This window comes from Croceicoccus hydrothermalis, assembly GCF_022378335.1.
In the GTDB taxonomy this organism is placed as follows: domain Bacteria; phylum Pseudomonadota; class Alphaproteobacteria; order Sphingomonadales; family Sphingomonadaceae; genus Croceicoccus; species Croceicoccus hydrothermalis.
Window position 1 is genome coordinate 57,761 of sequence record NZ_JAIQCI010000002.1, and the last position, 22,659, is coordinate 80,419.

Below are 22,659 nucleotides of genomic sequence, written 5' to 3' on the forward strand. Positions count from 1 at the left end.
TGCGTCTCCCATAAGCGGTTTCCGACCCCGCTGTCCTGTCAGGGTAACGGTGGCAGCCCCAGTTCCTTCAGGTATGAATTGTGATCGTCAGTCGCCACGCGGATGCGCTCATCCAGGGCAAGAAGCTTCTCATGAACTGCCCCGAGATCAATCTCTGGTTCCGGCTCGACGGTGCTGATGTAGCGAGAGATGTTTAGGTTGAAATCGTTCTCCTCGATCTCGTCCATATCGACGCGGCGAGAATAGCGTGCCTCTTCAGTTCGGAACTGATAGGTCGAGACAATCTTGCCAATGTGGTCCGGTTTGCCGTCTTTGCCGTCGCCTAGGAAGTTCTGTCGCTTGCCCTTCTCAAAATGCTCTGCTGCGTTGATGAACAACACGTCATCGGGCTTCTTGCACTTTTTGAGGATCAGAATGCAGACCGGAATGCCGGTGGAATAGAACAGGTTCGCGGGCAGCCCAATTACGGTATCGATGTGACCATCCTTGAGTAGCTTGGTGCGAATGCGCGCTTCGGCACCGCCACGGAAAAGCACACCGTGCGGGAGAATGATGGCCATGACGCCATCGTCTTTCAGATAGTGAAATCCGTGCAAAAGAAACGCGAAGTCGGCGGCTGATTTCGGAGCGAGGCCGTAGTTTTTGAAGCGCGCGTCTTCACCCAAGGATTCACTCGGATCCCAGCGATAGCTGAACGGCGGATTGGCGACGATCGCGTCAAAACGCGACATCTTTGCCGGGTTCGTTTCGCGTAGCATATCCCAGTCATTGGTGAGCGTGTCGCCGTGGAAAATCTCGAACTCGGTATCCTTCATCCCATGCAGCAGCATGTTCATGCGCGCCAGATTGTAGGTGGTGATGTTCTTTTCCTGGCCGTAGATTTTGCCGATCCCGTGCGGCCCAATGCGGTGGCGGACATTCAGCAAGAGCGATCCCGATCCGCAGGCAAAGTCCATGAGACTGTCCATGTGCGCGCGTGAGCCTGTCGCCGGTTCCTGCCCGTCGAGCGTTACGATTTGCGAGAGGATATCGGACACGAATTGCGGCGTGTAGAATTCGCCCGCCTTTTTTCCTGATCCTGCGGCGAACTGACCAATCAGGTATTCGTAAGCATCACCCAATGTGTCGCTGTCAGTTGAAAACTCCTTCAGCCCGTTGGCGATCTCGGTGATGATCTTGCACAAGGCTGCATTGCGGTCGGCATAGGTTTTGCCAAGCTTGTCCGAGGCGAGATTTATCTCCGAGAACAGACCGCGAAACGTGCTCGCAAAGGATTCCGTCTCGATGTATTCCAGCCCCTTCTGGAGCGTGTCCAGCAGCTCATTCTTCTGCTTGCGCGCAAGTTCCGCGATGCTGGTCCAGAGGTACTCGGGACGAATGACGTAGTGCACCTTGCGGCGCATCTGCTTTTCGAACTCCTCAGTATCCTCTGCATTTTCCGCGTACCAGACTGACAGCGGCGTTCGCTTATCCTCATCTTTCATCCTGGGATAATCCGATCCCAGTTCCTTGGCCGCTGCCGCCTCATAATTGTCGGACAGGTAGCGCAGGAACAGGAAGGCAAGCATGTAGTCGCGGAAATCGTCCGCGTTCATGGCACCACGAAGGCTGTCGGCGACAGCCCAAAGGGTCTTACCCAGTTTTTTCTGTTCTTGGCCGGTCATTGGGCAGTTACCTGTTTGGGCAGATGAAGCACGAAATTGTACTTCTCTTTGAGTTTGTTAAAAACCTCATCGAACATGTCCCGGTTGTCGGGATTGAGCTCATCGCTCTCGAAATAATATACTTTCTTGTGCGAGAGCGTGTTTATGATGTTGGCCGACCTTCTCTCGTCATCGATGCCGATCTGTTGAAGGACATAACTGAATTGCCCAACTCCGAGGAATGAGGCGACATTCTCCAACGCCTGTCGGAGAAGCGCGAAGTGAAATGCTTTGACCTCGTTATTTCTTTGAGCCTGCTCCAGAAGTTGCAGCAGCCGCAAATGGTATAGGAAAACATCGCTCGTGCTGTTCTCAAGAACGATGCTTCCGTCCCGAGCGCTTAGCATGCAGACGCGTGCGCTCTTGCTAAATTTTTGCGCCTTCTCACCTTTCTTGAGCCAATCCGCCAAGATAGCGAAGAACCCAAGGTGATGGGTTGTAATTATCAGCTTTCGTTTCTCGAAATGATCTTCGATCAGGTCGAACAATGTGGAAGCGGTGATGAAGATATTGTGATCGTCCAGACTCGACACCGGGTCATCGATAAAGAAGTGCGATGACTGCTTGTCAGCCCATCCTTCAACCTCAAAAAGCGCGAGGAAAAAGCACCAAACGAAAATGCGCTCTTCACCTCGCGAAATCTTGATGGGCACCTTCGAAACGATATTGGGATCGTCAGGAGATGCCTCTTCATAGAAGAACATTATGGAATCAATGCCGTCCTCGGGATTGGCATGATTGATGAATTCAAACCGATAAGTAGGGCGATAACGGTTCAGTTTGTCGCGGATGTTGTCTTCGGAAAGTGAGCTGTGGAACTTGTTCAGGCTGCTTTGTCTGACATCGAGCCTGATGGGTGAATCGTCGTCTATGCCATCATTCTCCCAAACAAAGATGTCCTCGCTGTAGGCGTTGTAGTAGACGCCAGTATGCGTTCCATCGTCGTTCTTCGTAAGGTCCTTGTAGGATACAGACAGTCGAGTTTTCCCAGTCGCATTGAATGCATAGACTACGAAAATCTGTTCCTTGGCATCGCAGATTTCCCTGGCGATCTCTTCATGGCTCATACTAAAATATCTTTTCTCGGTGGGTAGAGTTGCTGCAGCAAACCCCTCTTATGTTCTTCGAGCCTTTCGACCCTGTTATTTTGGAAATTGAGTAGCATGTCGATGGATTTTAAAATCGAAGTTAGCTGGAGTTGTTCTTCCAGCGAAGGAAATGGCACGACAATCTTTGCCATCACTCCGTTCATCAATTTCGGATTGCCGACATAAGATACATGGCGCTTTGCAACGCCATTTATGAGCGCTGCGACGCAAGGATTGGCGTATCCCTCATCGCTGCGAAGAACACCGCATACATTCGTGCAAAAAAATCTTCCAGAGCGGTAATTTACGTCGCCGGCGTTCGCGCCGTCAGTTGTCCACGTGATTGCATCCTCATACAGGTAGTCTGAGTAGTAGCCCGCGAGCCCTGCGTTTTTTGTTTGAGACGAATAGACTGGATAAGGCTTTTCGTTCGAGGGCACGTCATCGACCAATGGCATTGCGAGAACATTACCGCGAGTTAGGGTAAAGACATCTCCGACGGCTTTCTCTTGCCAGTCCGGCGCCTGGCGAAACTCTGGAAGCCTGAGAGTTGGTCGGATTTCACCTGGCGGAGGAAATAGCTGGCTCAGTAGACTTTGCTTGTGACGCTCCAAGGCTTCAAGTTTGTCCGATTCAGCGACTATAAGTGCTTCAATCGACGACAAGCATCCAGCAATTTTCTTCTCTTCATACGGCTCGGTCGGTATTGAAAGACTAATGGAAAAAAAGTCCTCAGGGCGAATATTTAAAAGGCCATCACTTCTAGCGCCACTCGTGATATACTTTGCTAATTGAACCCCATGCACATTCTTTTCAAATGCGCCCTGGATGAAAGTGGCGTCATGGTCAGCATTCAGCCGAAAGCAGATGAATGCGCTCGAAGCGGCAGCTTCAGGAAACTCCTTGAGTTGGCAAACATAACCTTGCGGAAACTTCTTCGAATTTCCTTTATTGTAGGCGAAATCTCCAAATCTGAGATGCGTGTAGTTCTTGTATTGATCGCCTGAGATATCGCGACCAAATTTCGATACTTGCGAAACGAAGCCCTGCCCAGCAGTTATGCTTACCGGCGTAAGCTCGGCGTCACCTACCTTCTCTGTAATTGGCTGCGTTAGTTGAACCAATGCAACTTCTTGCCATCCGCCTGCCGCTTGAAATTCGGGGAAGCGCAATTTTGGCAAGAGGTCGCCCTTTGGCTCGGTATTGACCTTACTGCTCATACGCGCTCAGCCCTGAAATCTCGCGACCATGCGCCAGCTTGTGAAGAAGCGGCGCGAGGTCTTCCATTAGGGCAAGTTCGCGCTGCGTGCGCGCCTTCCAACCAAGATCGAGTGGGGACATCAACGCGCTCAAACCTTCGCCATCGAAAATCATTCGGCGCAGCACGAAGTCTACAAAGTCCTGCAAGTCTGTCGCATCGATGCCGTGCTTTTCGGCCATCTCGGTGAGCAAGCGCTCCTGCTTTTCCGCCTTGAAGCGTTCGTACCCTTCGCGGATTTCCTTCTCATCCAAAGGCTGGTCAGCGGACAGGCTGCGAATATATTCGGCGATGTCGTCGCGGTCGTCGATGAACTTGGCGTCTGACTGGATCAGCCCGATAAGCTCATCCCGGCTCATCTTGGTCTTGCCAGGCAGGTTCTGTGTATACCGCGCGATCAGGCCCATGATGTAATCATAGTCGATCACCGCAGAGGCAAAGAGCACGAACTCGAAATCGAGCTGATCGACCTCCGGATCGTCTGCGCCGCCAGGTTTGTCCTGCTTCTCCTTCAGGCGCTTGGCGGTTTCAAGATACATGGTGCGGAAGCCCTGAAGCTCGTCGGCGGGAACGGTCTGCTCGATCTGCTGCGCCTGCTCGTCGCTCAGGTCGGTGTACTGGTCGAGCTGGGTCTTCAGTCGCTGCACTTCCTTGAAAAGCGAAATGAACTGGCCGCGCGCGGCATCACCCTTGAGGTTGGGCACGTCCTCTGGCGCGTTGGACAGTCCCTGCGATTCCATGAATTCGCCAAGCGACTGCACAGCCGACTGAAGGCTCTGGATGACCTGCGGTGCCGGATCGACGAGCCAGATTTGGCGCGGGTTGTCGATCTTCTCTCCAGAGAAGAGAGCGATTGCTTCGTTTACGGCGGCTTCCTGCTGCCTGAAATCGAGAATGTTTCCGTATGGCTTGGAATCGTTGAGCACACGATTGGTGCGTGAGAATGCCTGTATTAACCCGTGATACTTCAGGTTCTTGTCGACATAGAGCGTGTTCAGGAACTTTGAATCGAAGCCGGTCAACAGCATGTCGACAACGATAATGATGTCGATCTTCTCGGCGCCCTTTTTGGGCATGTCGGCATTTGGAAACTGCTGATCCTTTATGCGCTTCTGAACATCCTGATAGTAGAGGTCGAACTCGCCAATGCGGTGGTTGGTGCCGTACCGCGTGTTATAGTCCTCTATGATGGCCTTCAGCGCCTTCTTCTTCGCTTCCGGGTCCTGAGCATTGTCCTGTTTCTCCTGCGGCAGATCCTCCTGAATCTGCTGCACGTCCTTGTTGCCTTCAGCAGGTGGCGAGAAAACGCACGCCACCTTCAGCGGTTTGAAGTCAGGATCGGCAGCTTGCCGCGCGGCCTGACTTTCGGCGAATTTCTCATAGTACTCGATGGCGTCGTTGATCGAGCTGGTGGCAAGCACTGCATTGAATTTCCGGTTGGCGGTCGCGGCGTCGTGCTTGAGTAAGATCGTCTCGATGACCTTCTCTTTCTTCAACGCCTTGCCGGGTTTGGGCAGCTTCTCGCCTTCCGGCTTGTAGTAGTCGATGTGAAACCGCAGAACATTGCGGTCCTCAATGGCGTGCGTGATCGTGTATTGGTGCAGGCTCTGCTGAAATAGGTCGTCGGTGGTGCGATATCTTGCTTGGTCACCTTCCGCTTGCTGGTAGCTGGCATTCTGCTCGAAGATCGGGGTGCCGGTGAAGCCAAAGAGCTGGGCCTTTGGGAAGAATTCCTTGATGGCCTTATGGTTCTCACCGAACTGAGAGCGGTGGCACTCGTCGAAAATTATGGCGATCCGCTCATCTCTTAATGGCTCCAGCCTTTCCTTGTAGGATCGAGCTTTGCCTCTCTGACGACGGTTCGTGTCGTCGAGCGCTAAGCCAAGCTTCTGGATGGTGGTTACGATGACTTTGTCGGCGCGGTCGTCTGACAGGAGACGGCGGACAAGTGTTTCGGTATTGGTATTTTCTTCGACGCAGCCTTCCTGAAACCGGTTAAACTCTTCGCGTGTCTGCCGATCAAGGTCCTTGCGGTCCACGACAAACAAGCATTTTGCTATGTCGTCGTTGTCTTTCAACAACGTGGACGCTTTGAATGACGTCAAAGTCTTCCCGCTGCCGGTCGTGTGCCAGACATAGCCATTCCCGCAGTTCTGATGGATGCACTCCACAATCGCCTTCACGGCGTAGATTTGGTAGGGGCGCATCATCATCAGCTTCTGCTCGCTCGCGACAAGCACGGTGTAGCGGCTGACCATCTGACCCAGCGTGCATTTGGCGAGGAACTTTTCGGCAAAGCTGTCGAGATGCGTGATCTTCTTGTTGTCCTCGCTCGCAAACTGATAGATCGGCAAAAACCGCTCATCAGCGTTGAAGCTGAACTGGCGAGCGTTGTTGTTGGCGAAATACCAAGTGTCTGTGCGATTGCTGACGACAAAAATCTGAATGAAGCACAGCAACGTCTTCCCATACCCGTTGCCAGGGTCGCTCTTGTAATCGACAATCTGCTGCATGGCACGACGGGGACTGACCGCCATCGTCTTCAGCTCGATCTGCACGGTAGGTACACCATTGATCAGCAGGATCACGTCATAGCGATGGTGGCTGTTGTCGGTGTTAATTCGAAGCTGATTGACGACCTCGAACGTGTTTTTGCACCAGTCCTTGATATTGACGAGAGTGTAGTTGAGCGGCGTACCGTCGTCACGCTCGAAACTGCTGTAACCCCTTAGGATATTGGCGGCAGCAAATACGTCAGGGGTAGTGATGTCCTCAAGGACCCGTTGGAATTCCGTATCGCTCAACCGGACGCGATTCAGCGCCTCGAATTTCTCCCGAAAATTCTTTTCAAGCGTCGCACGATCCCGGATGTCTGGGCGATACACATATTTGAGCTCTTGAAGCTTCGATACGAGTTCTTGCTCGATGGCGCTTTCCGCCGTGCTCATTGGCCTGATCCCGTTGGCGTGGGCGTGCCAGTCTCATGCTCGTCAGCGCCGCCCAGCCTGACCCATTCGTCGACCTCTGAAATTTGAAATTTCCAAAGCCTGCCGATCTTATGGGCGGGCAGTCCCTTCAGTTCTCGCCAACGATAGATAGTGTCTTTTGCGACCCCAAGATGGCGCGCAATTTGCTCTGCGGTTACCCAAGGTTCTGCTGCCATGCTCCAATCCCATATCACACATCTGGTCGCTTGAATCGTTCTAACTCGGTCAAAATCAAATTCAATCGTCTAATGCCGATGCGTTGACGAAGCCAGTTGAGCTTTTCTGGCTTCGATTCGGGCGCAGAATTCGTCAATGCATTGCGGGAAGTCGTCGTTGGCCGCGCGTATTACGGCATCGCTTTCGCGTTTTCCTGCCAATGGGAAAAATTTTCAGCCTTGGAGTGGCCTAAGCCGCTTTGTCCGTAGAAGTCGCTATCGGTCCATTGTTGTTTCAAATCTGATATTTCCTGGGAGATCGCGCGCAGATTCTGTTCAGCCCGACGCTTGCATCGCTTCAGAAAGTTCTCATTATGTTCCGTAGAGGGGCTACTAATGTCAAAGTGAGAACGCCCAATGTCCAATACAGAACGCATTATCCGATTGAAGACCGTGCTCGACCGCACCGGCCTTTCCCGCTCCACCATTTACCGAAAGATCGTCGAAGGCACTTTCCCTTCGCAAGTGAAGATCAGCATTCACGGAGCGGGCTGGTATGAGTCAGCAATCAATCGCTGGATCGCTGATCCCGTCCACTATCGGGAAGAGGAACCAGCGGAATGAGTGGCCAGCAGCCGGTCGAGCCGATCTGCGTCAGGGTGAATGACGCTGCCCGAATGATCGGCGTCGGGCGCACAAAGCTCTATGAGCTGATCGCAAACGGCGAACTCGAAACAATCAAGATCGGCAAGGCAACCCGTATCACGACAGCTAGTTTGCATAAGCTGGTTGATCGGCGTCGGGCATTGAACTGACCAGACTGCCAACTCGCAATTGGACAGTGTCAGAATGTGCTATTATGTTGCGATCAGGCGCCGCGAACCGCCGACTTATTCAGTTTTTTGGACAAAACGCTGAACAGAACCATCGTTAAATGAACGAAAGTGTGGGGGAGAGTGTGGGGGAGGCCTCCCGCTCATCCGAAGAACAGAATTGATATCAAAGCGTTATTTTTCCGGTTCGATTCAAGCCCTGCCACCACCGCCGTTCCCTCGGGCTCTCATGCGGCTTGCAATGCGCGGTGATTCGGTCGCATCGCATCCCGCCGATCATACAACCAATGCGACAGGTCGCGGTCGATGAGTTCGGCCGTCATTTCCATGTCGGGCCTGAAGCTGTGCAGGAGCATGCGGCGCAGGCCGGGATCGAATGGCGGGGCGGGGACGGTGCAACGTTCGCTTTGTGGTGAAAGCCCGACGCGTTTCATGATCCGGGCAATACCGCGATGCTCGCTGGCGATCCTTGCGTGCCAGCAATAGCGTGGCACCCGTTCCATCCCCGATGCGCAATTGCGCAGCGCCGTCAGGTCGAGCCGGCAGTCATAGGGCACACCGAGAAATTCGAGCGTTTCGCGAAGCACGCTTTCGGGACGCCGGACAAGATCGTCGAACAAAATGAACTTCAGGTTTTCGCGAGGAAACACGTCGAGATATTCGCGTATCCGGCGCGCATACATCCCGCCTGCCCGGTAATGGTAACCCCACCAGTAGCCGCGCGCGATGCGATCCCCTTCGACGCAAAGCGCATCGGTGAAATCGCGCAGCGGTTCGTATCCGTCCCGCACGTGATGCATGAATTGCGAATATGCCCGCTCCACCGGGTTGCGCAGGAGAAAAACGATCTTCGCATCGGGATTTCGTTTGCGAATGGCGCGCGCGACGCCGGGAAAGTAGAGGTAGCCCGGAGAAGCCTCGCCCGTAAGCTGGTGGTCCTGCGCGTCGGCGAAGAGGCGTTCGTAATCGGTCTGTTCGAATGTCATCGCCGCTGCGTAGTGGGGATCGACATGGGTTCCGATCGTCGCTGCATTCCGCCCTTCAAAACAGAAGAAATGCGGTTCCTTGACCGGGGGTGTGAAGATTGCGGCTTGCTGGCTCAACCATTGGTGAAAAACCGTCGTGCCGGATTTTGCGGCGCCGACGATGAGGAAACTGGGAAATTGCGTCACGCTCTGTCCTTTCGCTCAGATAGGCCGGACGCGGCGCAACGATCGTGCCAGATTGCAAAAGGGCGCAAAACAGCGAGTTCATTCAACCACGCGGCCATGGCATGGAGCGAATAACCGTTGCATTATGCGAAAGATTGGCGTTCTGCGAATCATTGCGACAATGGTTCGATGCACGCGGCGGCGCCACGCCTTGACCCTTGGCGACGCACCGGTAAGGCACGGGACATGACCCATGCGCCCCTGACCCTGTTCAATTCACTCACTCGCAAGCCCGAGCCTTTCGCACCCGTCCATGACGGCGAGGCCCGCGTCTACAGTTGCGGTCCGACGGTCTATAACTACCCGCATATCGGCAATATGCGGGCCTATGTCTTTGCCGACACGCTGGGGCGGGTGCTGAGCTGGCGCGGCTATAGGCTCACCCATGTCATCAACATCACCGATGTGGGCCACCTGACCGACGATGCCGACGCGGGTGAGGACAAGCTGGAAAAGGCGGCGAGCGAGCGGGCGCAGTCGATCTGGGACATCGCGCGCCATTATACCGATGCGTTCAAGGCGGATGTCGATGCGCTCAATATCCGGCAACCGGCCGAATGGACCGTCGCGACCGATTACATCGACGCGATGATCGACTTCGCGAAATCGATCGCGGACCGGCATTGTTACGAGATCGACAGCGGCCTGTATTTCGACACAGCGAGCGTCGCGGATTACGGGCGGCTGGCCCGCGCCGTCACGGAGGAGGGCGAGGGCCGCATCGATGCGGTCGCGGGCAAGCGCAATGCCGCCGACTTTGCGATCTGGCGCCGGACCCCGCCCGGCGAAACACGGCAGATGGAATGGGATTCGCCTTGGGGCCGGGGCGCGCCGGGCTGGCATCTCGAATGCAGCGTGATGAGCGGTCAGGTGCTCGGGTTTCCTTTCGACATCCACACCGGCGGCATCGACCACCGCGAAATCCATCACCCCAATGAAATCGCCCAGAATCAGGCGTTCTGCGGCTGCGGCGGACTGGACGAAGCGGCGCATTCGGGCGCCAGGGTCTGGATGCACAACAATTTCCTCGTCGACCGGACGGGAAAGATGAGCAAGTCTTCGGGCGAATTCCTGCGCCTGAAACTGTTGCGCGACCGGGGGTATCACCCGCTCGCCTATCGCATGATGTGTCTGCAGGCGCATTACCGCAGCGAGCTGGAATTTTCCTGGGACGGGTTGCGGGCGGCGCTGACGCGGGTGAAGCGGCTTTTGTCGGGCGCGCGCAATGCGATCGGACCGGCTGGCAAAACGGCCATGGCGGGTGCGGCGATGGCCGATCTCGCCATCGACAATGGGAAATTGCAGGCGCTCCTCCAGCGCTTCGATGCGGCGCTGGCCGACGATCTCAACACGCCGGTTGCGCTGATCGTGCTTGAGGAGGCAGTCATTGCAAAGAAGGTTCCGGCGGAGGAAAAGGCCGCTCTGGTCGCCGCGATGATGGCGGTACTGGGCCTGCCCCTGCTCGCGCGGGAGGATTTCCGGATTCGTCCGCAATCCGCGCAGCTCGACGAAAACGAGGTCGAAGCAGCGATGGCTCGGCGCAAGAACGCCAGGGCGGCAAAGGATTTTGCGACCTCCGATGCCATCCGCGACGAACTCGCCGGCGGCGGCGTGGAGGTGATGGACGGCGATCCGCTGGGCTGGGAGTGGCAGCCCGGCTGATCGCCGTCGGCTGCGCTCAATCCTCGTCAAGCAGCAGCACTTCGATTTCGACGGATAATCTCGGTTCGGGCAGCAGGCCGTGCTCGACCGAGCGGACCTCCGCATCAGCGACCAGATGACGGGGAATCGAGAATTCGTGATCGGCCAGATTGACGACGAAGCGTTCGCCAGCCTCCACCGCATGCGCGCCGGTAAAGGCGAGGCTCATCGTGTGGCGCGATCCGGTGAAGGTGATGCTGGCCCAGGGGTGCTGCGAATGGACGACGATGCGCCCTTCGTTCTCGGCAAGGTTCAGCACCGCGGCCGCGAGCCGTTCGCCCGGCGTGCGTTTCGAGCGCATGGCGATGGTCCTTTTGAAATCGAAGCCCTTGGTCAGGATGGGCATTTCATACGACACGCTGCGTCTCCCCACCCTTGGCGATGTATTTGTTCATGAAATGTTCCACCCGCATTATCGTGCGGCGACGCGGTTCGCGACCATTGCGCAAATCGACGACCAGACGCGGATCGCGCACGGCGAGCCTTCCGAACTTCGTTTCCGGCATTCCGGTGCGGCGGAGAAATTTCTCGATATCCCGAATCAACAACCTAACCTCCATTCTGCGACCCCAAGATTACGGTGATTCGCCTTGGGAATATCCTTTTGATCCAAAAAGAAATCCTACTTGTCTAGGAAAAATCTTTCGATTACATAGGAAAAATGATCGACGACCCGACACGCGCCCGGCTTCTCGCCCTGGCCGAAAGCAATGGCACCACGCTCGCGGCCCTTTCCCGGCTGATCGGGCGTAATGCAAGTTATCTTCAGCAATTCATACGCAAGGGAAGCCCGCGAAAGCTGGAGGAAAACGACCGCCGCCGCCTCGCGGAGTTCTTCGGCGTGGGCGAGGAAGAGCTTGGCGGGGGCGAGGGGAAAGAAAATTCCTACGCCAAGCCGCCCGGCGGTTCGCCGGCGGGGTCAGCGGCCGCGATGCGCAGCGCGTTCAAATGGGTGCAGATCCCGCGCCTGCCGCTGGGCGCGTCGGCCGGGCCGGGCGCGTTTTCGACCGAGGAATCGCCGGTTGGGCAATTGTCCTTTTCCGCCGCCTGGCTGCGCGAACTGGGATTGTCGAGCCGCACCTTGAACGCGATCACCGTGGCGGGCGATTCGATGGAGACGGCGCTTTCGGATGGGGACGAAATTCTTGTGAACAGGGATCTGGCCCGACTGCGCGACGGGATCCACGTGCTGCGCCGCGACGACACGCTTCTGGTGAAGCGGTTGCAGTTCAATCCGCCGGGCCGGGTCTCGATCATTTCCGACAACGCGGCCTATCCTCCCGAACATGGCGTTCCGCTCGACGAGATCGAGGTCATCGGCCGCGTGGTATGGAAAGGCGGGCGCGTTTGAGCGCAGGTCTGGCGATATCCGGCTGCACGAATCCGGGCCGTAACCTCTTTATTAACCTTTCGGCGCGACGATGATGCGGACGGGCGATATCGGGGGAACCATCCGGTCCTTCATGCTATAGTCATGTGAAGAGGGACGAATCGTGGACGGCTTGACGGAAACACTGATGGAATGGGCGCGGTTCGTGCAGGATCCCGTCATGCTCGCCATCATTTTCCTCATCGGGACGACGGCGCTCGTCGCGTGTTGCGTTCCCGGCGTGATCCTGCCGGCGGCATTCTCGTCGGCCGCGCTCCTTGGCGGATGGCAGGGCGGGCTGATCGTCGCACTGGGCGCATTGCTCGGCAGCCATATCCTTTTCGTGGTCACCCGGCACGGCATGCGGGCGCGCGTGCGCGACCGGCTCGGCGATCGGCTCGACGGGTTCGAGCGGCAGTTCGAAAGGCGAGGCCTTCTCTACATCATCGGTCTGCGCGTGGCGGGAACGCCCCATTTCCTGGTGACGGGCGCCAGTGCGCTCAGCACGTTGAACCACCGGTCCTTCGCCTTTGCGACGATGATCGGCTTCCTTCCCGCCATCGCGATGACCGCCGCGGCCGGTTCGGTAATCTGAACCCCCCTGCGATCGGCGGGGCGGACCGTCTGCCTTGCATTCGCGGGGCGGGGCGGCCACATTCCGCGCATGACAGACGCCACGCCGCAATCCGCGCCCCGGGCAAAGGCCGAGCCCCCGATGCGGGCCGCCATTCTTCCCGTGACACCGTTGCAGCAGAATTGCTCGCTCCTATGGTGCACGCAGACGATGAAAGGTGCGCTGATCGATCCGGGCGGCGATCTCGACCGGTTGAAGGCGTCTGTGGCAAAGGCGGGCGTGACGCTCGAAAAAATTCTCGTCACCCATGGCCATGTCGACCATTGCGGAGAGGCTGCGCTTCTGGCGCAGGAGCTGGATCTGCCGATCGAGGGGCCGCAGGAGGCCGACCGGTTCTGGATCTCCCGGCTCAAGGAGGATGGCACCAAATACGGGATTGCGGGCACCTGTTTCGAGCCGGACCGATGGTTGCAGGACGGCGATACGGTCACGTTGGGGGCGTTGACGCTCGACGTCATTCATTGCCCCGGACACACGCCGGGCCATATCGTGTTCTACCATGCGCCATCGCAATTCGCCGTCGTCGGGGATGTGTTGTTCAAGGGATCGATCGGCCGCACCGATTTCCCGATGGGCAATCATCAGGATCTGCTCGATGCCATTACGCGCAAGCTATGGCCGCTCGGTGACGATGTCACCTTCATCCCCGGCCATGGTCCGGTGAGTACGTTCGGCCAGGAACGCCGGACGAATCCCTTCGTTGGCGATGCGGCGATGGCCGGCTGACGGGGTGCATGTTACAGGGCGGTGACGACACGCCCTTGCGTATTGCGCATAATTCGATATAGCGCGCGCCTTCGCTGTAACCGATGCGATTGTCTGGCCGGCCGCCTGTGGGACACCCCTTGTGGTCCGGTCATGCTTCGCCTAGGGCATCGGCAATTGTCTTATTCATGATTTAACACAGGTGCCGAAATGGCTGTCCCCAAAAGAAAAGTATCGCCGCATCGCCGTGGCAACCGCCGCGCGCACGATTCGCTCAAGCCCGCCGCATATCACGAGTGCGGCAATTGCGGCGAGTTGAAGCGTCCCCACAATCTGTGCGACGCATGCGGCCATTACAACGGGCGTGAGATCGTTTCCGTCGGCCTTTGACGTCTGGCGACTCGCAACCGGGAGATAGTTCGATGAGCTTGCCGCGTATCGCCGTCGATGCGATGGGCGGCGACGTGGGTGTGCGTGTCATGATCGAAGGCGCGGCACTGGCCCGCCGTCGTCACGACCGTTTCAAGTTCCTGCTCGTCGGCGACGAGGCGCAGATCAAGTCTGCGCTCGACCATCATCCCAATCTGCGCGGCGCGTCGGAAATCCTCCACGCGCCGGAACAGGTCGAAGGCGACGAACGCCCGACACAGGCGTTGCGCCGGGCGCGGCGCACGTCCATGGGCATGGCGATCGCCGCGGTCAAAAGCGGCGAGGCCGGGGCCGCGGTATCGGGCGGCAATACCGGTGCGTTGATGGCCATGGCCAAGGTTTCGCTGCGGACCATGCCGGGGATCGACCGGCCGGCGCTTGCCGCGCTGCTGCCGACGCTGGGCGATACCGATCTCGTCATGCTCGATCTCGGTGCGAATACGGAATGCGACGCGCGCAATCTGGTGCAGTTCGCGATCATGGGTGCGGCCTATTCGCGCATCGCCACCGGCCTTGCCGAACCGCGCGTGCGCCTGCTCAATATCGGGACCGAGGAAATCAAGGGCACCGATGCCCTGCGCGGCGCGTCGGAGAAGCTGCGCGAGGCGTCCAAGAGCCTCGCCCTGAGTTTCGATGGCTTCATCGAGGCGGACAAGCTCGCCCGCGGGAGCGCTGATGTCGTCGTGACCGATGGTTTTTCCGGCAATATCGCGCTGAAAGCGGTGGAGGGGGCGGCTCGTTTCGTCACCGACCTTCTGAAAGATGCGTTTCAAAGCTCGCTGCGCTCGAAGCTCGGCTTCCTCATCAGCCGGCCGGCGACGGAATTGCTGAAGCATCACCTCGATCCGAACAATCACAATGGCGCCGTTTTCCTGGGCCTGAATGGCATTGTGGTGAAGAGCCACGGCAATGCGAATGCGGCGGGTGTGGCCAATGCGGTCGCGGTCACCGCGCGTCTGCTGGAGGAAAACCTGACCGAACGCATCACCGCCGATCTTGCCGAGGGCGCCGCGCTGCAAGGCAGCATGCCATCGGCTGGCGAAACCGCACCTTCTGCAGGCAGCGAGATACGATGACCGACACGATCCGCCGCGCCGTGGTATTGGGATGCGGGTCCGCGCTTCCGACGCGGTGCGTCACCAATGCCGAGCTTGCCGAGACCGTCGATACCAGCGACGCATGGATCGTGGAGCGTACCGGCATTCGGCAACGCCACATCGCGGGCGATGGCGAAACGACCGGCACGCTTGCCGCCGACGCCGCGCGCAAGGCGATGGCCGCCGCCGGGGTGGAGCCGGACGACATCGGCCTGATCGTGCTGGCCACCGCCACGCCGGATCAGACCTTTCCATCCACCGCGAGCTGGGTGCAGCATGAAATCGGGGCGAAGAATGCCTTCGCCTTCGATGTGGCTGCGGTGTGTTCGGGGTTTCTTTTGCGCTCGGCACCGCCGAATCGATGCTGAAGACCGGGATGGCGAAACGCGCGCTGGTGATCGGCGCCGAAACATTTTCCCGCATTCTCGATTGGGACGATCGCGGGACCTGCGTGCTTTTCGGCGACGGGGCCGGTGCCTTCGTGCTGGAGGCGCGCGACGTCGATGCCGCCGATGCCGCGACGGCTCCGGGCGTGATCGGCACGCGTCTGCATACCGATGGCGAACATGGCTCGCTTCTCTATGTCGACGGCGGTCCGTCGACGACGGGAACGGTCGGCAAGTTGCGGATGAAGGGGCGCGAGGTGTTCCGTCACGCGGTCGTCAACCTGGCGCAGGTTCTGCGCGAGGTGCTGGACGATGCGGGAATGACGGGCGAACAGGTGGATTGGGTGGTGCCGCATCAGGCCAATGCCCGCATCCTCGACGCGACGGCGAAGAAGCTTTCGCTTCCGCCCGAAAAGGTGATCAAGACGGTCGACATCCACGCGAATACGTCGGCGGCAAGCGTGCCGCTCGCCTATGACGTGGCGGTGCGGGACGGGCGGATCAAACCGGGCGATCTGGTCATGCTTGAGGCGATGGGGGGCGGCTTTACCTGGGGGGCGAGCCTGCTGCGGGTGTAAATTCCCTACATCGCTTGACCTCAAATCTGTAACCTATGATAATGTAGGGGTTCTTTCAGGGTCGCTTCTATACAAAGGAAATGCCGATGCGATCAGCCGGAACTCTGACCCGCGCCGATCTTGCCGATATTATACACCGCAAGCAGGGACTTAGCCGTGCGGAATCGCTGAACATGGTTGAGGCGATCCTGCGTTTGATGTGCGATGCGCTGCATTCGGGGGAAAACGTTAAAATTTCCGGGTTCGGAACATTCCTCCTTCGCGACAAGAGCGAACGGATCGGACGCAATCCGAAAACGGGCGTCGAGGTTCCGATCACCCCGCGCCGCGTGATGACCTTTCGTGCGAGCCAGCTTCTTAAAGAACGTATAAGCGCAAGATGAAAACCAGTGACGATCTGTTTGACGATGGAAAGGATCCACAGGCTTTCCGCACGATCGGGGAGGTTGCGGCCGCACTATCGATAAAGCCGCATGTCCTGCGTTACTGGGAGACGCAATTCTCCGCCCTTGCGCCCATCAAGCGAAGCGGGAACCGGCGTTACTACCGGCCTGAGGATGTGGCGGTCGTGCAGAAGATCGACCGCCTGCTCAACCACGAAGGCTACACGATTCGCGGTGCGGCAAAGGCGCTGGCCGAACCGGAACCGCCGGCGCCGAGTGCAGCCGAGGTGAACCCCGAACCCGCGCGCGTAGAGCGTCCTCGCATGATGAGCGACGAGGAAATGCTGATGCGCCTGCGCGCGATTCGCGAGACATTACTACAGCTTCAGGACGAAAACGCGCCCGCCGATATGTCAGTCTAGATCGGGGCCAAGCGCAGGGTCGAGATCGCGGGGCCGGGTCAGTGCGACGATCCGCCCCTTTGCATCCGGCAAATCGGCCCAATCGTCGATGTCGAATTCCAGAACGGCGAACGCACCTGTGGGATATTTGACCGCGACGGTATCGCGCAACGCATTCCCGACGTCGTCGGGAACGTGGTCGAGCACGAAATCCTCCAACCCCGGATTGTGCGAGACGATCAACAGCGAATCGCACGCCCCGCCCATTTCGACGACAACCTCGGCAATGACCTCCGACGTGGCGAGATAGAGGCGGCGATCCTCCGCCCGATCGACCGGCGCGCGCCGCCCCATCGCGTCGAGCGCGAGAGTGAGCGTTTCGCGCACCCGCTGCGCCGGGGAGGCGAGGATGCGGTCGAAGGACGGGCCCCGCGTGCCGATATGCGCCCCCATCGCGGTCGCGGCACGGCGGCCCTTTGCATTAAGCCCGCGATCGAAATCCCGACCGCTTGGCTGATGGTCTTCGGATTTGGCATGCCGCAACAGACCGATGATCTTCAAACCGCTTCTTCCTCTACACCCGGATCGTGACCGGAAATGTCGCTGCCCGAAACACGGCTGTCTAACATTTTTAAAGCTTCGTCCAGAGTGACGCGCGAAACCGGCGTGCCTTCGGGAAAGGCGGAAAGCAGGCGCGACGGGAACGCCGGTGACAGCACGACGAATGCACCCGAATCAGTACGGCTGCGGATGAGCCGCCCGAACGCCTGAGCCAACCGTCCGCGCACGATTGCATCGTCATAGGCCTGCTTGCCGCCTTTCTCGCTGCCCTTCGCGCCGGGAACGATCTGAGCCGCCCGACGCGCGCGGTGCAGGATCGACGGTTTGGGCCAAGGCACCTGTTCCATCACCACCAGGCGCAGCGATTCGCCCGGCACGTCCACCCCGTCACGCAGCGCGTCGGTGCCCAGCAGGCTGGCCCTGGGATCGTCGCGGAAAATATCCACCAGCGTTCCTGTGTCGATCGGGTCGATATGTTGCGCAAACAAGGGCAATCCGCCGCGCGCGAGCCGGTCGGCGATGCGCGCATGCACGGCGCGCAACCGGCGGATCGCGGTAAACAGGCCCAGCACGCCGCCTTGCGATTGTTCGATCAACCGGCCGTAGGCTGCCGCGAGGCCGGCAATGTCGCCCTTTTTCACGTCGGTCACAATGATGACCTGCGCCTGCCGCGCATAATCGAACGGGCTTGCGGCCTCACTCAACGCTGCCGTCACGCCCAGCTGCACCGCGCCCGACCGTTGGAGGGCGCGGGGCCAGTCGGGCCCGTCCTCCTGCCGGTCGCACAGGGTGGCGCTGGTCTGCATCACGCCATGCGCGGGTTCCAGCACGGTACGGGCAAAGGGGCGCATGGGGTCGAGCCAGCGGCGGTGGATGGCGATGTCGAACTCGCGCGCCTCGGCCCGCTCGACCGCGCACCAATCGACGAAGTCCGGGTCCGCCGGGCCACCCATCCGCGCACACATCGCCTCCCAGGCGATCAGCGTGTCGATCCGCCAGCGCAGCGAATGGCGCGCGCCATCGATACGCTGCCGCCCCTGACCGTCGAGCCAGTCGGGCGGGTCGGCCAGGATCGCCTCCAGCCGCGCGGACAGCGCCATCAACGGTTGCCGCAGGCGGGTCAGCGCATCCTTCGCATCATTCGCCGCGCCGATGAACGCTGCGTCGAGGTCGGTCACTTCGGTTTCGATGCCATAGCCTGCGTCCTGCGCGCTGGCATCGCGGGCAAAGGTCAGCGTGCGAACCGCGCCGAGCAGGCGTTCCACAGGGCCCCACGGTTCGCCCTCCGCAATCCGCGAAAGCCAGCCATCGGCGGGCAGCAGGTCGGCCGCCTCCCGCGCGGCGGCGATCGCCGCGTCGCCCGCTTCGTCATAGCTGGCGACATCCGACAGACGGGCGGCGAGCCCGCGGCGGCGCCCCTTCGACTTGCCCTCCGGTCCGATGACCCAGCGGCGCATCTCGATCGCTTCACTCCCCGAAAGGGCGGCGGCAAAGGTCGAATCGGCGGCATCGAACAGATGGTGCCCCTCGTCAAACACGATGCGGGCGGGGCGCTGCTGCCCCTCGCGTTCGTCGCCATTGCCCGACCCGCGTGCGGCGTGAACCATGACAAGCGCATGATTCGCGATGACCAGATCGGCATGCGCGGATTGGCGGGCAGCGCGTTCGATGAAGCATTTGCGGTAATGCGGGCATCCGGCATAGACGCATTCGCCGCGCCGGTCGGTCAGCGCCGCCATGCCCCGCCGCCGGAACAGGGTCGGCAACCATCCGGGCAAATCGCCGCCAACCATGTCGCCGTCCTCGCTAAACGCGGCCCAGCGCGCGACGAGCTGTGCGAAAATGCCGGGGCGGCCTGCGAAGCCGCCCTGTAACGCATCTTCGAGATTGAGCAGGCAAAGGTAGTTTTCCCGTCCCTTGCGCACGACGACGGCGGGGGTTTCGCGCGCCTCGCCCGCGTCGACATCGGGCCATGCGCGGCGGCTTTCGCGACGAAGCTGGCGTTGCAACGCCTTGGTATAGGTGCTCACCCACACGGTGCCGCCCGCCGCCTGCGACCAGAGCGAGGCGGGCGCGAGATAGCCCAGCGTCTTGCCGACGCCCGTCCCGGCCTGTGCGAGCAGCATGTTCGGCTGGCCGACTTTGGGCCGAGGTGTGAAGATGCGCGCCGCGGCACGGGCATAGTCGCGTTGCCCCTCGCGGCGTTCGGACCCTTCTCCGGTGAGCTGATCGAGCCGTGCCGTCACCTCATCCTCGGCGATGGTGACATGGGCCGGTTGCGGGCGCGGCGGGCGTTCCTCCCATTCGGGCAGCTTTGCAAAAAGCCAGGGTTCGGCACGTTCGGGCCTGCGGACATGCGGCGCCAGCAGGCTCGCCCAAGGCCAGCGCAGCCGCGATAGCGACTGCAACGTGCTCCACGCACCGGGCCGTTCGGTCCAGCCCTCCTCCTCCACCCGCGTGAAAAGCACAGCCGCCGCATGGGCAAGCAGATGCGGCACATCCGCCTCGTCCTCCGGTATGGCAAGGCCCAACACCTCGGCAAGACCGCGCGGGGTGGGCACCATGAAGCGGGCCGGATGAATGAAAGCGAACAGTTCGAGCAAATCCAGACCCGACAATTCGGGGTAGCCGAGCCGGCTCGCCACCAACGGCGCATTCAGCATGAGCAGCGGAGTCTCCGCCGCCGCCATGATCGCCTCACCCCGCGAAAGACCGCGCACCTCACCTTCGCGAGAGGAGAGCCAGCAACCCGAATGGCTTGCATGCAGGGCGGGCAGGGCCAAAGCATCGGCAAGGCCGGTGGTATCGGGGGAGTGGGGGGCGGACATTCGCCCCAACATAGGAGGCGTCAGCGCAAAATGGAACGGCACCGCATGCGAAACCCGTCAAACACGCGGGCGCCGCGGTGCGCGATCATGCGGGGGCGGTCTGCGTCCTTTCGGCTGGCAATTTGCACGAACAGCCGGTGTGCCCGCCGATCAGCATGGCGGTAATTTCCGCATCGATCCGGTCGCCGTAATTCCATTCGAGGGCGCGGCGGACCAACCGGCCCAGCACGGCGGGCGCATCGCGGCTGTCATGCCCGTCCGCGCCATGGACGAAGCCCGACACATGCATCCATTGATGCATGAGATGCGCGGCCATGTTCACATGGTCCCCCGCAATCACACATTGCGAAAGAAACCAGCGCGCGGTCCGAATGGGAAGGGTGCCAAGCTCGGTCGCGCCGATGACGGGCGGACCGTCGCGGTCGCTGTCCGGACCGGGAAGCTCCTCGATCGCGATCGAGAGATTGAGCGTATGGTCGCCGGTCACGCCGGCTTCCTGCCCGATCTGCACGCGTTGCCAGATTTCCTCTCCGCTGAGGCGGCGGACCGATCCGTGCGCGCCCTTCCACTGCGTATCGCCGTAATCGGCCTTTCGCACGCTGGCGCCGAAGCCGGGCATCGACACCGCTTCGCGCAGGAGCCGGACCGATTCGCGGATGAAAGCTTCCTCGGCGTCGTTCGCGCCGGTGATCTCGTGCAGTTGGACAGAAACGCTCATGCCATTATCAACGCCAGCAACGAAAAGCGTTCCGTGCTTTTCACGCATTAAATTAACAGGCGAAAGCGAACGCGCGCTTAACGCCGCGCTACGCAAAGGGTTCAGCACCAGCCCGAACGGTGCCCCTGCCACTCCTCCGCCAGCCCTTCCTGGACGAGTATCATGCCGAGCGAGGTGCCGCCGCGTTCCACGATACGCAACTTGCGCCCATACATGTCGGTGTCGCGATCGATCCGAGCGAGACTGAACGGTCCGGCGTTGAGCAATTCCTGCAAACGCAGCGTCGCCTGCTCGCCAAGGGCCAGCTCCGCATCGCATTCGGGCGTGCTGGTTTCGGGCGTGTTGATGTCGGCGATCCGGATCTTGTCCCCGTTCATCCAGAACGTGTCGCCATCGACCACGCAATTGGTGCGGGCCGGACCGTCGCACATCACGAATTGCTGCCGCAAATCGTCGGCGGGGCCGGGCGCGGGGGATGCGACCTGTTCGGGGCGGGCGGGCGAAAACAGGCCGGGATCGAACCGCAGCCATAGCGCGAGCACGATCAGCAACGCCGACGCCGCGACCACCGCCCAGGCACCATAGTTCAGCCGCCGCTTTTCGGGCCAGAAAGCGATGTCCGGCTTGCGATTCGCATATTTCGATTTGCGCCGGTTCCGCATCATTTTCGCGCCCGTTCCGCCAATTGGCGCCGGGTCCACAGACGGCCCTGTGCCGCCTCGCCGCAATCGCGTGGTGGGGGGCGCATCGCCGCAACGACCGATTTCGCGATCCAGCCCGCCTTGCTCCACGCACCTGTGTGGGCGCGTGCATTCCATGCATCGGGCCCGGCGCTTTCGACCATGCGCGCGATGTCGCCGTAAATCCCCGTCGCCGACAGGATCGCCCAGCGCGCCCGGAACGGCAAGCGCCCGGCGCCCACCCGGGCCGACGCCTCGTGACAGCGGCCGATGGCGCAGGTATGCGCGACCATGTCGACCAGCACGCCGCGGTAATGCGGCTTCATATGCTGTCCCGGCGGAATATCCGCCTCCACCAGCCATTCGATGGGGAGATAGCACCGCCCGGCCGCGTCATCCTCCCACAAATCGCGGACGATATTCGCAAGCTGAAACGCGAGGCCGAGGTCGCATGCGCGGTCGAGCGTATCCTCGTCCGAACGCGGCACTCCCATGACCAGCGCCATCATCACCCCCACCGCGCCCGCGACGTGATAGCAATATTGCATCATGTCGGCCTCGGTCCGGGGGCGCCAATCCTCGCTGTCGAGAGCGAAGCCCGCGATCACGTCATCGGCATCGTCCGCGGTGATCCCGCATTCGCGCGCCACCACGCCGAACCCGTCGAAACTGGCATCGCCGGTCGCCACCCCCTGCAACGCCAATGCAGTGCGCTGCCTTATGATGGCGAGCCGTTCGTGCGGATTGCTCTGATCGCCGAGCGCGCCGCCCATGTCCTGCGCATCGGCGAGGTCGTCGCATGCGCGGCACCAGGCATAGAGCAGCCACACGCGCTCCCGCTCCCGCCGCCCGAACAGGCGGCTGGCGACGGCAAAGCTTTTCGAGCCGCGCGCGATCGTGTCGGCGGCATGCGCGACCAGCTCGGATCGCGGCGCTATCGTGACCATGCGTCCC

23 protein-coding genes and 1 pseudogene are annotated in these 22,659 nt (G+C 60.0%); 11 read left to right on the plus strand and 13 right to left on the minus strand.

All coding sequences use genetic code 11. The annotated features are described in order from the left end of the window. Nucleotides 1-38: 38 nt before the first annotated feature. The 5 genes from K4G67_RS01215 to K4G67_RS01235 are packed head-to-tail and all read right to left on the minus strand — an operon-like array spanning nucleotide 39 to nucleotide 7,212. A complete protein-coding gene (locus tag K4G67_RS01215; protein WP_239804591.1) occupies nucleotides 39-1,664 on the minus strand; it encodes a type I restriction-modification system subunit M in 1,626 nt (541 codons plus the stop codon). Then, the gene (locus tag K4G67_RS01220; protein WP_239804592.1) at nucleotides 1,661-2,770 is read right to left on the minus strand and encodes an AAA family ATPase; all 1,110 of its coding nucleotides are present in this window, start codon (nucleotides 2,768-2,770) and stop codon (nucleotides 1,661-1,663) included. The genes K4G67_RS01215 and K4G67_RS01220 overlap by 4 nt, the downstream gene beginning before the upstream one ends. Continuing rightward, entirely contained in the window at nucleotides 2,767-4,011 is a 1,245-nt protein-coding gene (locus K4G67_RS01225; protein WP_239804593.1) for a restriction endonuclease subunit S, read from the minus strand. The genes K4G67_RS01220 and K4G67_RS01225 overlap by 4 nt, the downstream gene beginning before the upstream one ends. Continuing rightward, entirely contained in the window at nucleotides 4,001-6,997 is a 2,997-nt protein-coding gene (locus K4G67_RS01230) for a type I restriction endonuclease subunit R (protein WP_239804594.1), read from the minus strand. Before K4G67_RS01230 ends, K4G67_RS01225 begins: the two co-directional genes overlap by 11 nt. Next, on the minus strand, nucleotides 6,994-7,212 hold the full coding sequence (locus K4G67_RS01235) for a helix-turn-helix domain-containing protein (protein ID WP_239804595.1): 219 nt from the start codon (nucleotides 7,210-7,212) through the stop codon (nucleotides 6,994-6,996). The genes K4G67_RS01230 and K4G67_RS01235 overlap by 4 nt, the downstream gene beginning before the upstream one ends. 396 nt (nucleotides 7,213-7,608) lie before the next feature. Here K4G67_RS01235 and K4G67_RS01240 point away from each other — a divergent pair, with 396 nt between their 5' ends. Then, nucleotides 7,609-7,815 carry a helix-turn-helix transcriptional regulator gene (locus K4G67_RS01240; protein ID WP_239804596.1) on the plus strand — a complete coding sequence of 69 codons (207 nt, stop codon included), beginning with the start codon at nucleotides 7,609-7,611 and terminating at the stop codon, nucleotides 7,813-7,815. Continuing rightward, on the plus strand, nucleotides 7,812-8,006 hold the full coding sequence (locus K4G67_RS01245) for a helix-turn-helix domain-containing protein (protein WP_239804597.1): 195 nt from the start codon (nucleotides 7,812-7,814) through the stop codon (nucleotides 8,004-8,006). The genes K4G67_RS01240 and K4G67_RS01245 overlap by 4 nt, the downstream gene beginning before the upstream one ends. 245 nt (nucleotides 8,007-8,251) lie before the next feature. Here K4G67_RS01245 and K4G67_RS01250 read toward each other — a convergent pair whose 3' ends face one another. Then, nucleotides 8,252-9,196, minus strand: a complete 945-nt coding sequence (locus K4G67_RS01250) for a sulfotransferase family protein (RefSeq protein WP_239804598.1) — start codon at nucleotides 9,194-9,196, stop codon at nucleotides 8,252-8,254. 225 nt (nucleotides 9,197-9,421) lie between these two features. Here K4G67_RS01250 and cysS point away from each other — a divergent pair, with 225 nt between their 5' ends. Beyond that, entirely contained in the window at nucleotides 9,422-10,897 is a 1,476-nt protein-coding gene (cysS, locus tag K4G67_RS01255; protein WP_239804599.1) for a cysteine--tRNA ligase, read from the plus strand. A 16-nt stretch (nucleotides 10,898-10,913) separates the two neighbouring features. Here the strand turns inward: cysS and K4G67_RS01260 are convergent, their stop codons facing one another. Together K4G67_RS01260 and K4G67_RS01265 are read right to left on the minus strand one after the other, a co-directional pair. Beyond that, on the minus strand, nucleotides 10,914-11,282 hold the full coding sequence (locus K4G67_RS01260) for a hypothetical protein (protein ID WP_239804600.1): 369 nt from the start codon (nucleotides 11,280-11,282) through the stop codon (nucleotides 10,914-10,916). Nucleotide 11,283: 1 nt separating this feature from the next. Beyond that, a complete protein-coding gene (locus tag K4G67_RS01265) occupies nucleotides 11,284-11,484 on the minus strand; it encodes a hypothetical protein (protein WP_239804601.1) in 201 nt (66 codons plus the stop codon). Between the two features lie 113 nt (nucleotides 11,485-11,597). Between K4G67_RS01265 and K4G67_RS01270 the strand changes: the two genes are divergently transcribed. From K4G67_RS01270 to K4G67_RS01305, 8 genes and pseudogenes are all read left to right on the plus strand, one after another. Then, entirely contained in the window at nucleotides 11,598-12,287 is a 690-nt protein-coding gene (locus tag K4G67_RS01270; RefSeq protein WP_239804602.1) for a S24 family peptidase, read from the plus strand. A 142-nt stretch (nucleotides 12,288-12,429) separates the two neighbouring features. Further along, complete coding sequence (locus K4G67_RS01275; protein ID WP_239804603.1) at nucleotides 12,430-12,900, plus strand: TVP38/TMEM64 family protein; 471 nt, start codon at nucleotides 12,430-12,432, stop codon at nucleotides 12,898-12,900. A 120-nt stretch (nucleotides 12,901-13,020) separates the two neighbouring features. Then, nucleotides 13,021-13,665: an MBL fold metallo-hydrolase gene (locus K4G67_RS01280; RefSeq protein WP_239804750.1), complete on the plus strand. Its 645-nt coding sequence runs from the start codon at nucleotides 13,021-13,023 to the stop codon at nucleotides 13,663-13,665. A 189-nt stretch (nucleotides 13,666-13,854) separates the two neighbouring features. Further along, complete coding sequence (gene rpmF / locus K4G67_RS01285; protein ID WP_202085655.1) at nucleotides 13,855-14,034, plus strand: 50S ribosomal protein L32; 180 nt, start codon at nucleotides 13,855-13,857, stop codon at nucleotides 14,032-14,034. A gap of 32 nt (nucleotides 14,035-14,066) precedes the next feature. Beyond that, nucleotides 14,067-15,149 (plus strand): phosphate acyltransferase PlsX, encoded by a 1,083-nt coding sequence (gene plsX / locus K4G67_RS01290; protein ID WP_239804604.1) that lies wholly within the window; start codon nucleotides 14,067-14,069, stop codon nucleotides 15,147-15,149. Next, nucleotides 15,146-16,134: pseudogene (locus tag K4G67_RS01295) on the plus strand (beta-ketoacyl-ACP synthase III). The gene plsX and the pseudogene K4G67_RS01295 overlap by 4 nt, the downstream one beginning before the upstream one ends. Before the next feature lie 86 nt (nucleotides 16,135-16,220). Beyond that, nucleotides 16,221-16,517: an integration host factor subunit alpha gene (locus K4G67_RS01300; RefSeq protein ID WP_202085651.1), complete on the plus strand. Its 297-nt coding sequence runs from the start codon at nucleotides 16,221-16,223 to the stop codon at nucleotides 16,515-16,517. Continuing rightward, on the plus strand, nucleotides 16,514-16,939 hold the full coding sequence (locus K4G67_RS01305) for a MerR family transcriptional regulator (protein ID WP_239804605.1): 426 nt from the start codon (nucleotides 16,514-16,516) through the stop codon (nucleotides 16,937-16,939). The genes K4G67_RS01300 and K4G67_RS01305 overlap by 4 nt, the downstream gene beginning before the upstream one ends. On the opposite strand, the gene K4G67_RS01310 is transcribed toward K4G67_RS01305, so the two are convergent. The 5 genes from K4G67_RS01310 to K4G67_RS01330 form a co-directional block, all read right to left on the minus strand. Continuing rightward, entirely contained in the window at nucleotides 16,931-17,479 is a 549-nt protein-coding gene (locus K4G67_RS01310; RefSeq protein ID WP_239804606.1) for a SixA phosphatase family protein, read from the minus strand. The genes K4G67_RS01305 and K4G67_RS01310 overlap by 9 nt on opposite strands. Further along, nucleotides 17,476-20,307, minus strand: a complete 2,832-nt coding sequence (locus K4G67_RS01315) for an ATP-dependent DNA helicase (protein ID WP_239804607.1) — start codon at nucleotides 20,305-20,307, stop codon at nucleotides 17,476-17,478. The genes K4G67_RS01310 and K4G67_RS01315 overlap by 4 nt, the downstream gene beginning before the upstream one ends. Nucleotides 20,308-20,392: 85 nt before the next feature. After that, nucleotides 20,393-21,025, minus strand: coding sequence for a hypothetical protein (locus tag K4G67_RS01320; RefSeq protein WP_239804608.1), 633 nt, complete (start codon nucleotides 21,023-21,025; stop codon nucleotides 20,393-20,395). 101 nt (nucleotides 21,026-21,126) lie between these two features. Beyond that, a complete protein-coding gene (locus K4G67_RS01325) occupies nucleotides 21,127-21,690 on the minus strand; it encodes a thermonuclease family protein (protein ID WP_239804609.1) in 564 nt (187 codons plus the stop codon). After that, nucleotides 21,687-22,652, minus strand: coding sequence for a phytoene/squalene synthase family protein (locus tag K4G67_RS01330; protein ID WP_239804610.1), 966 nt, complete (start codon nucleotides 22,650-22,652; stop codon nucleotides 21,687-21,689). The genes K4G67_RS01325 and K4G67_RS01330 overlap by 4 nt, the downstream gene beginning before the upstream one ends. Between the last annotated feature and the right edge of the window lie 7 nt (nucleotides 22,653-22,659).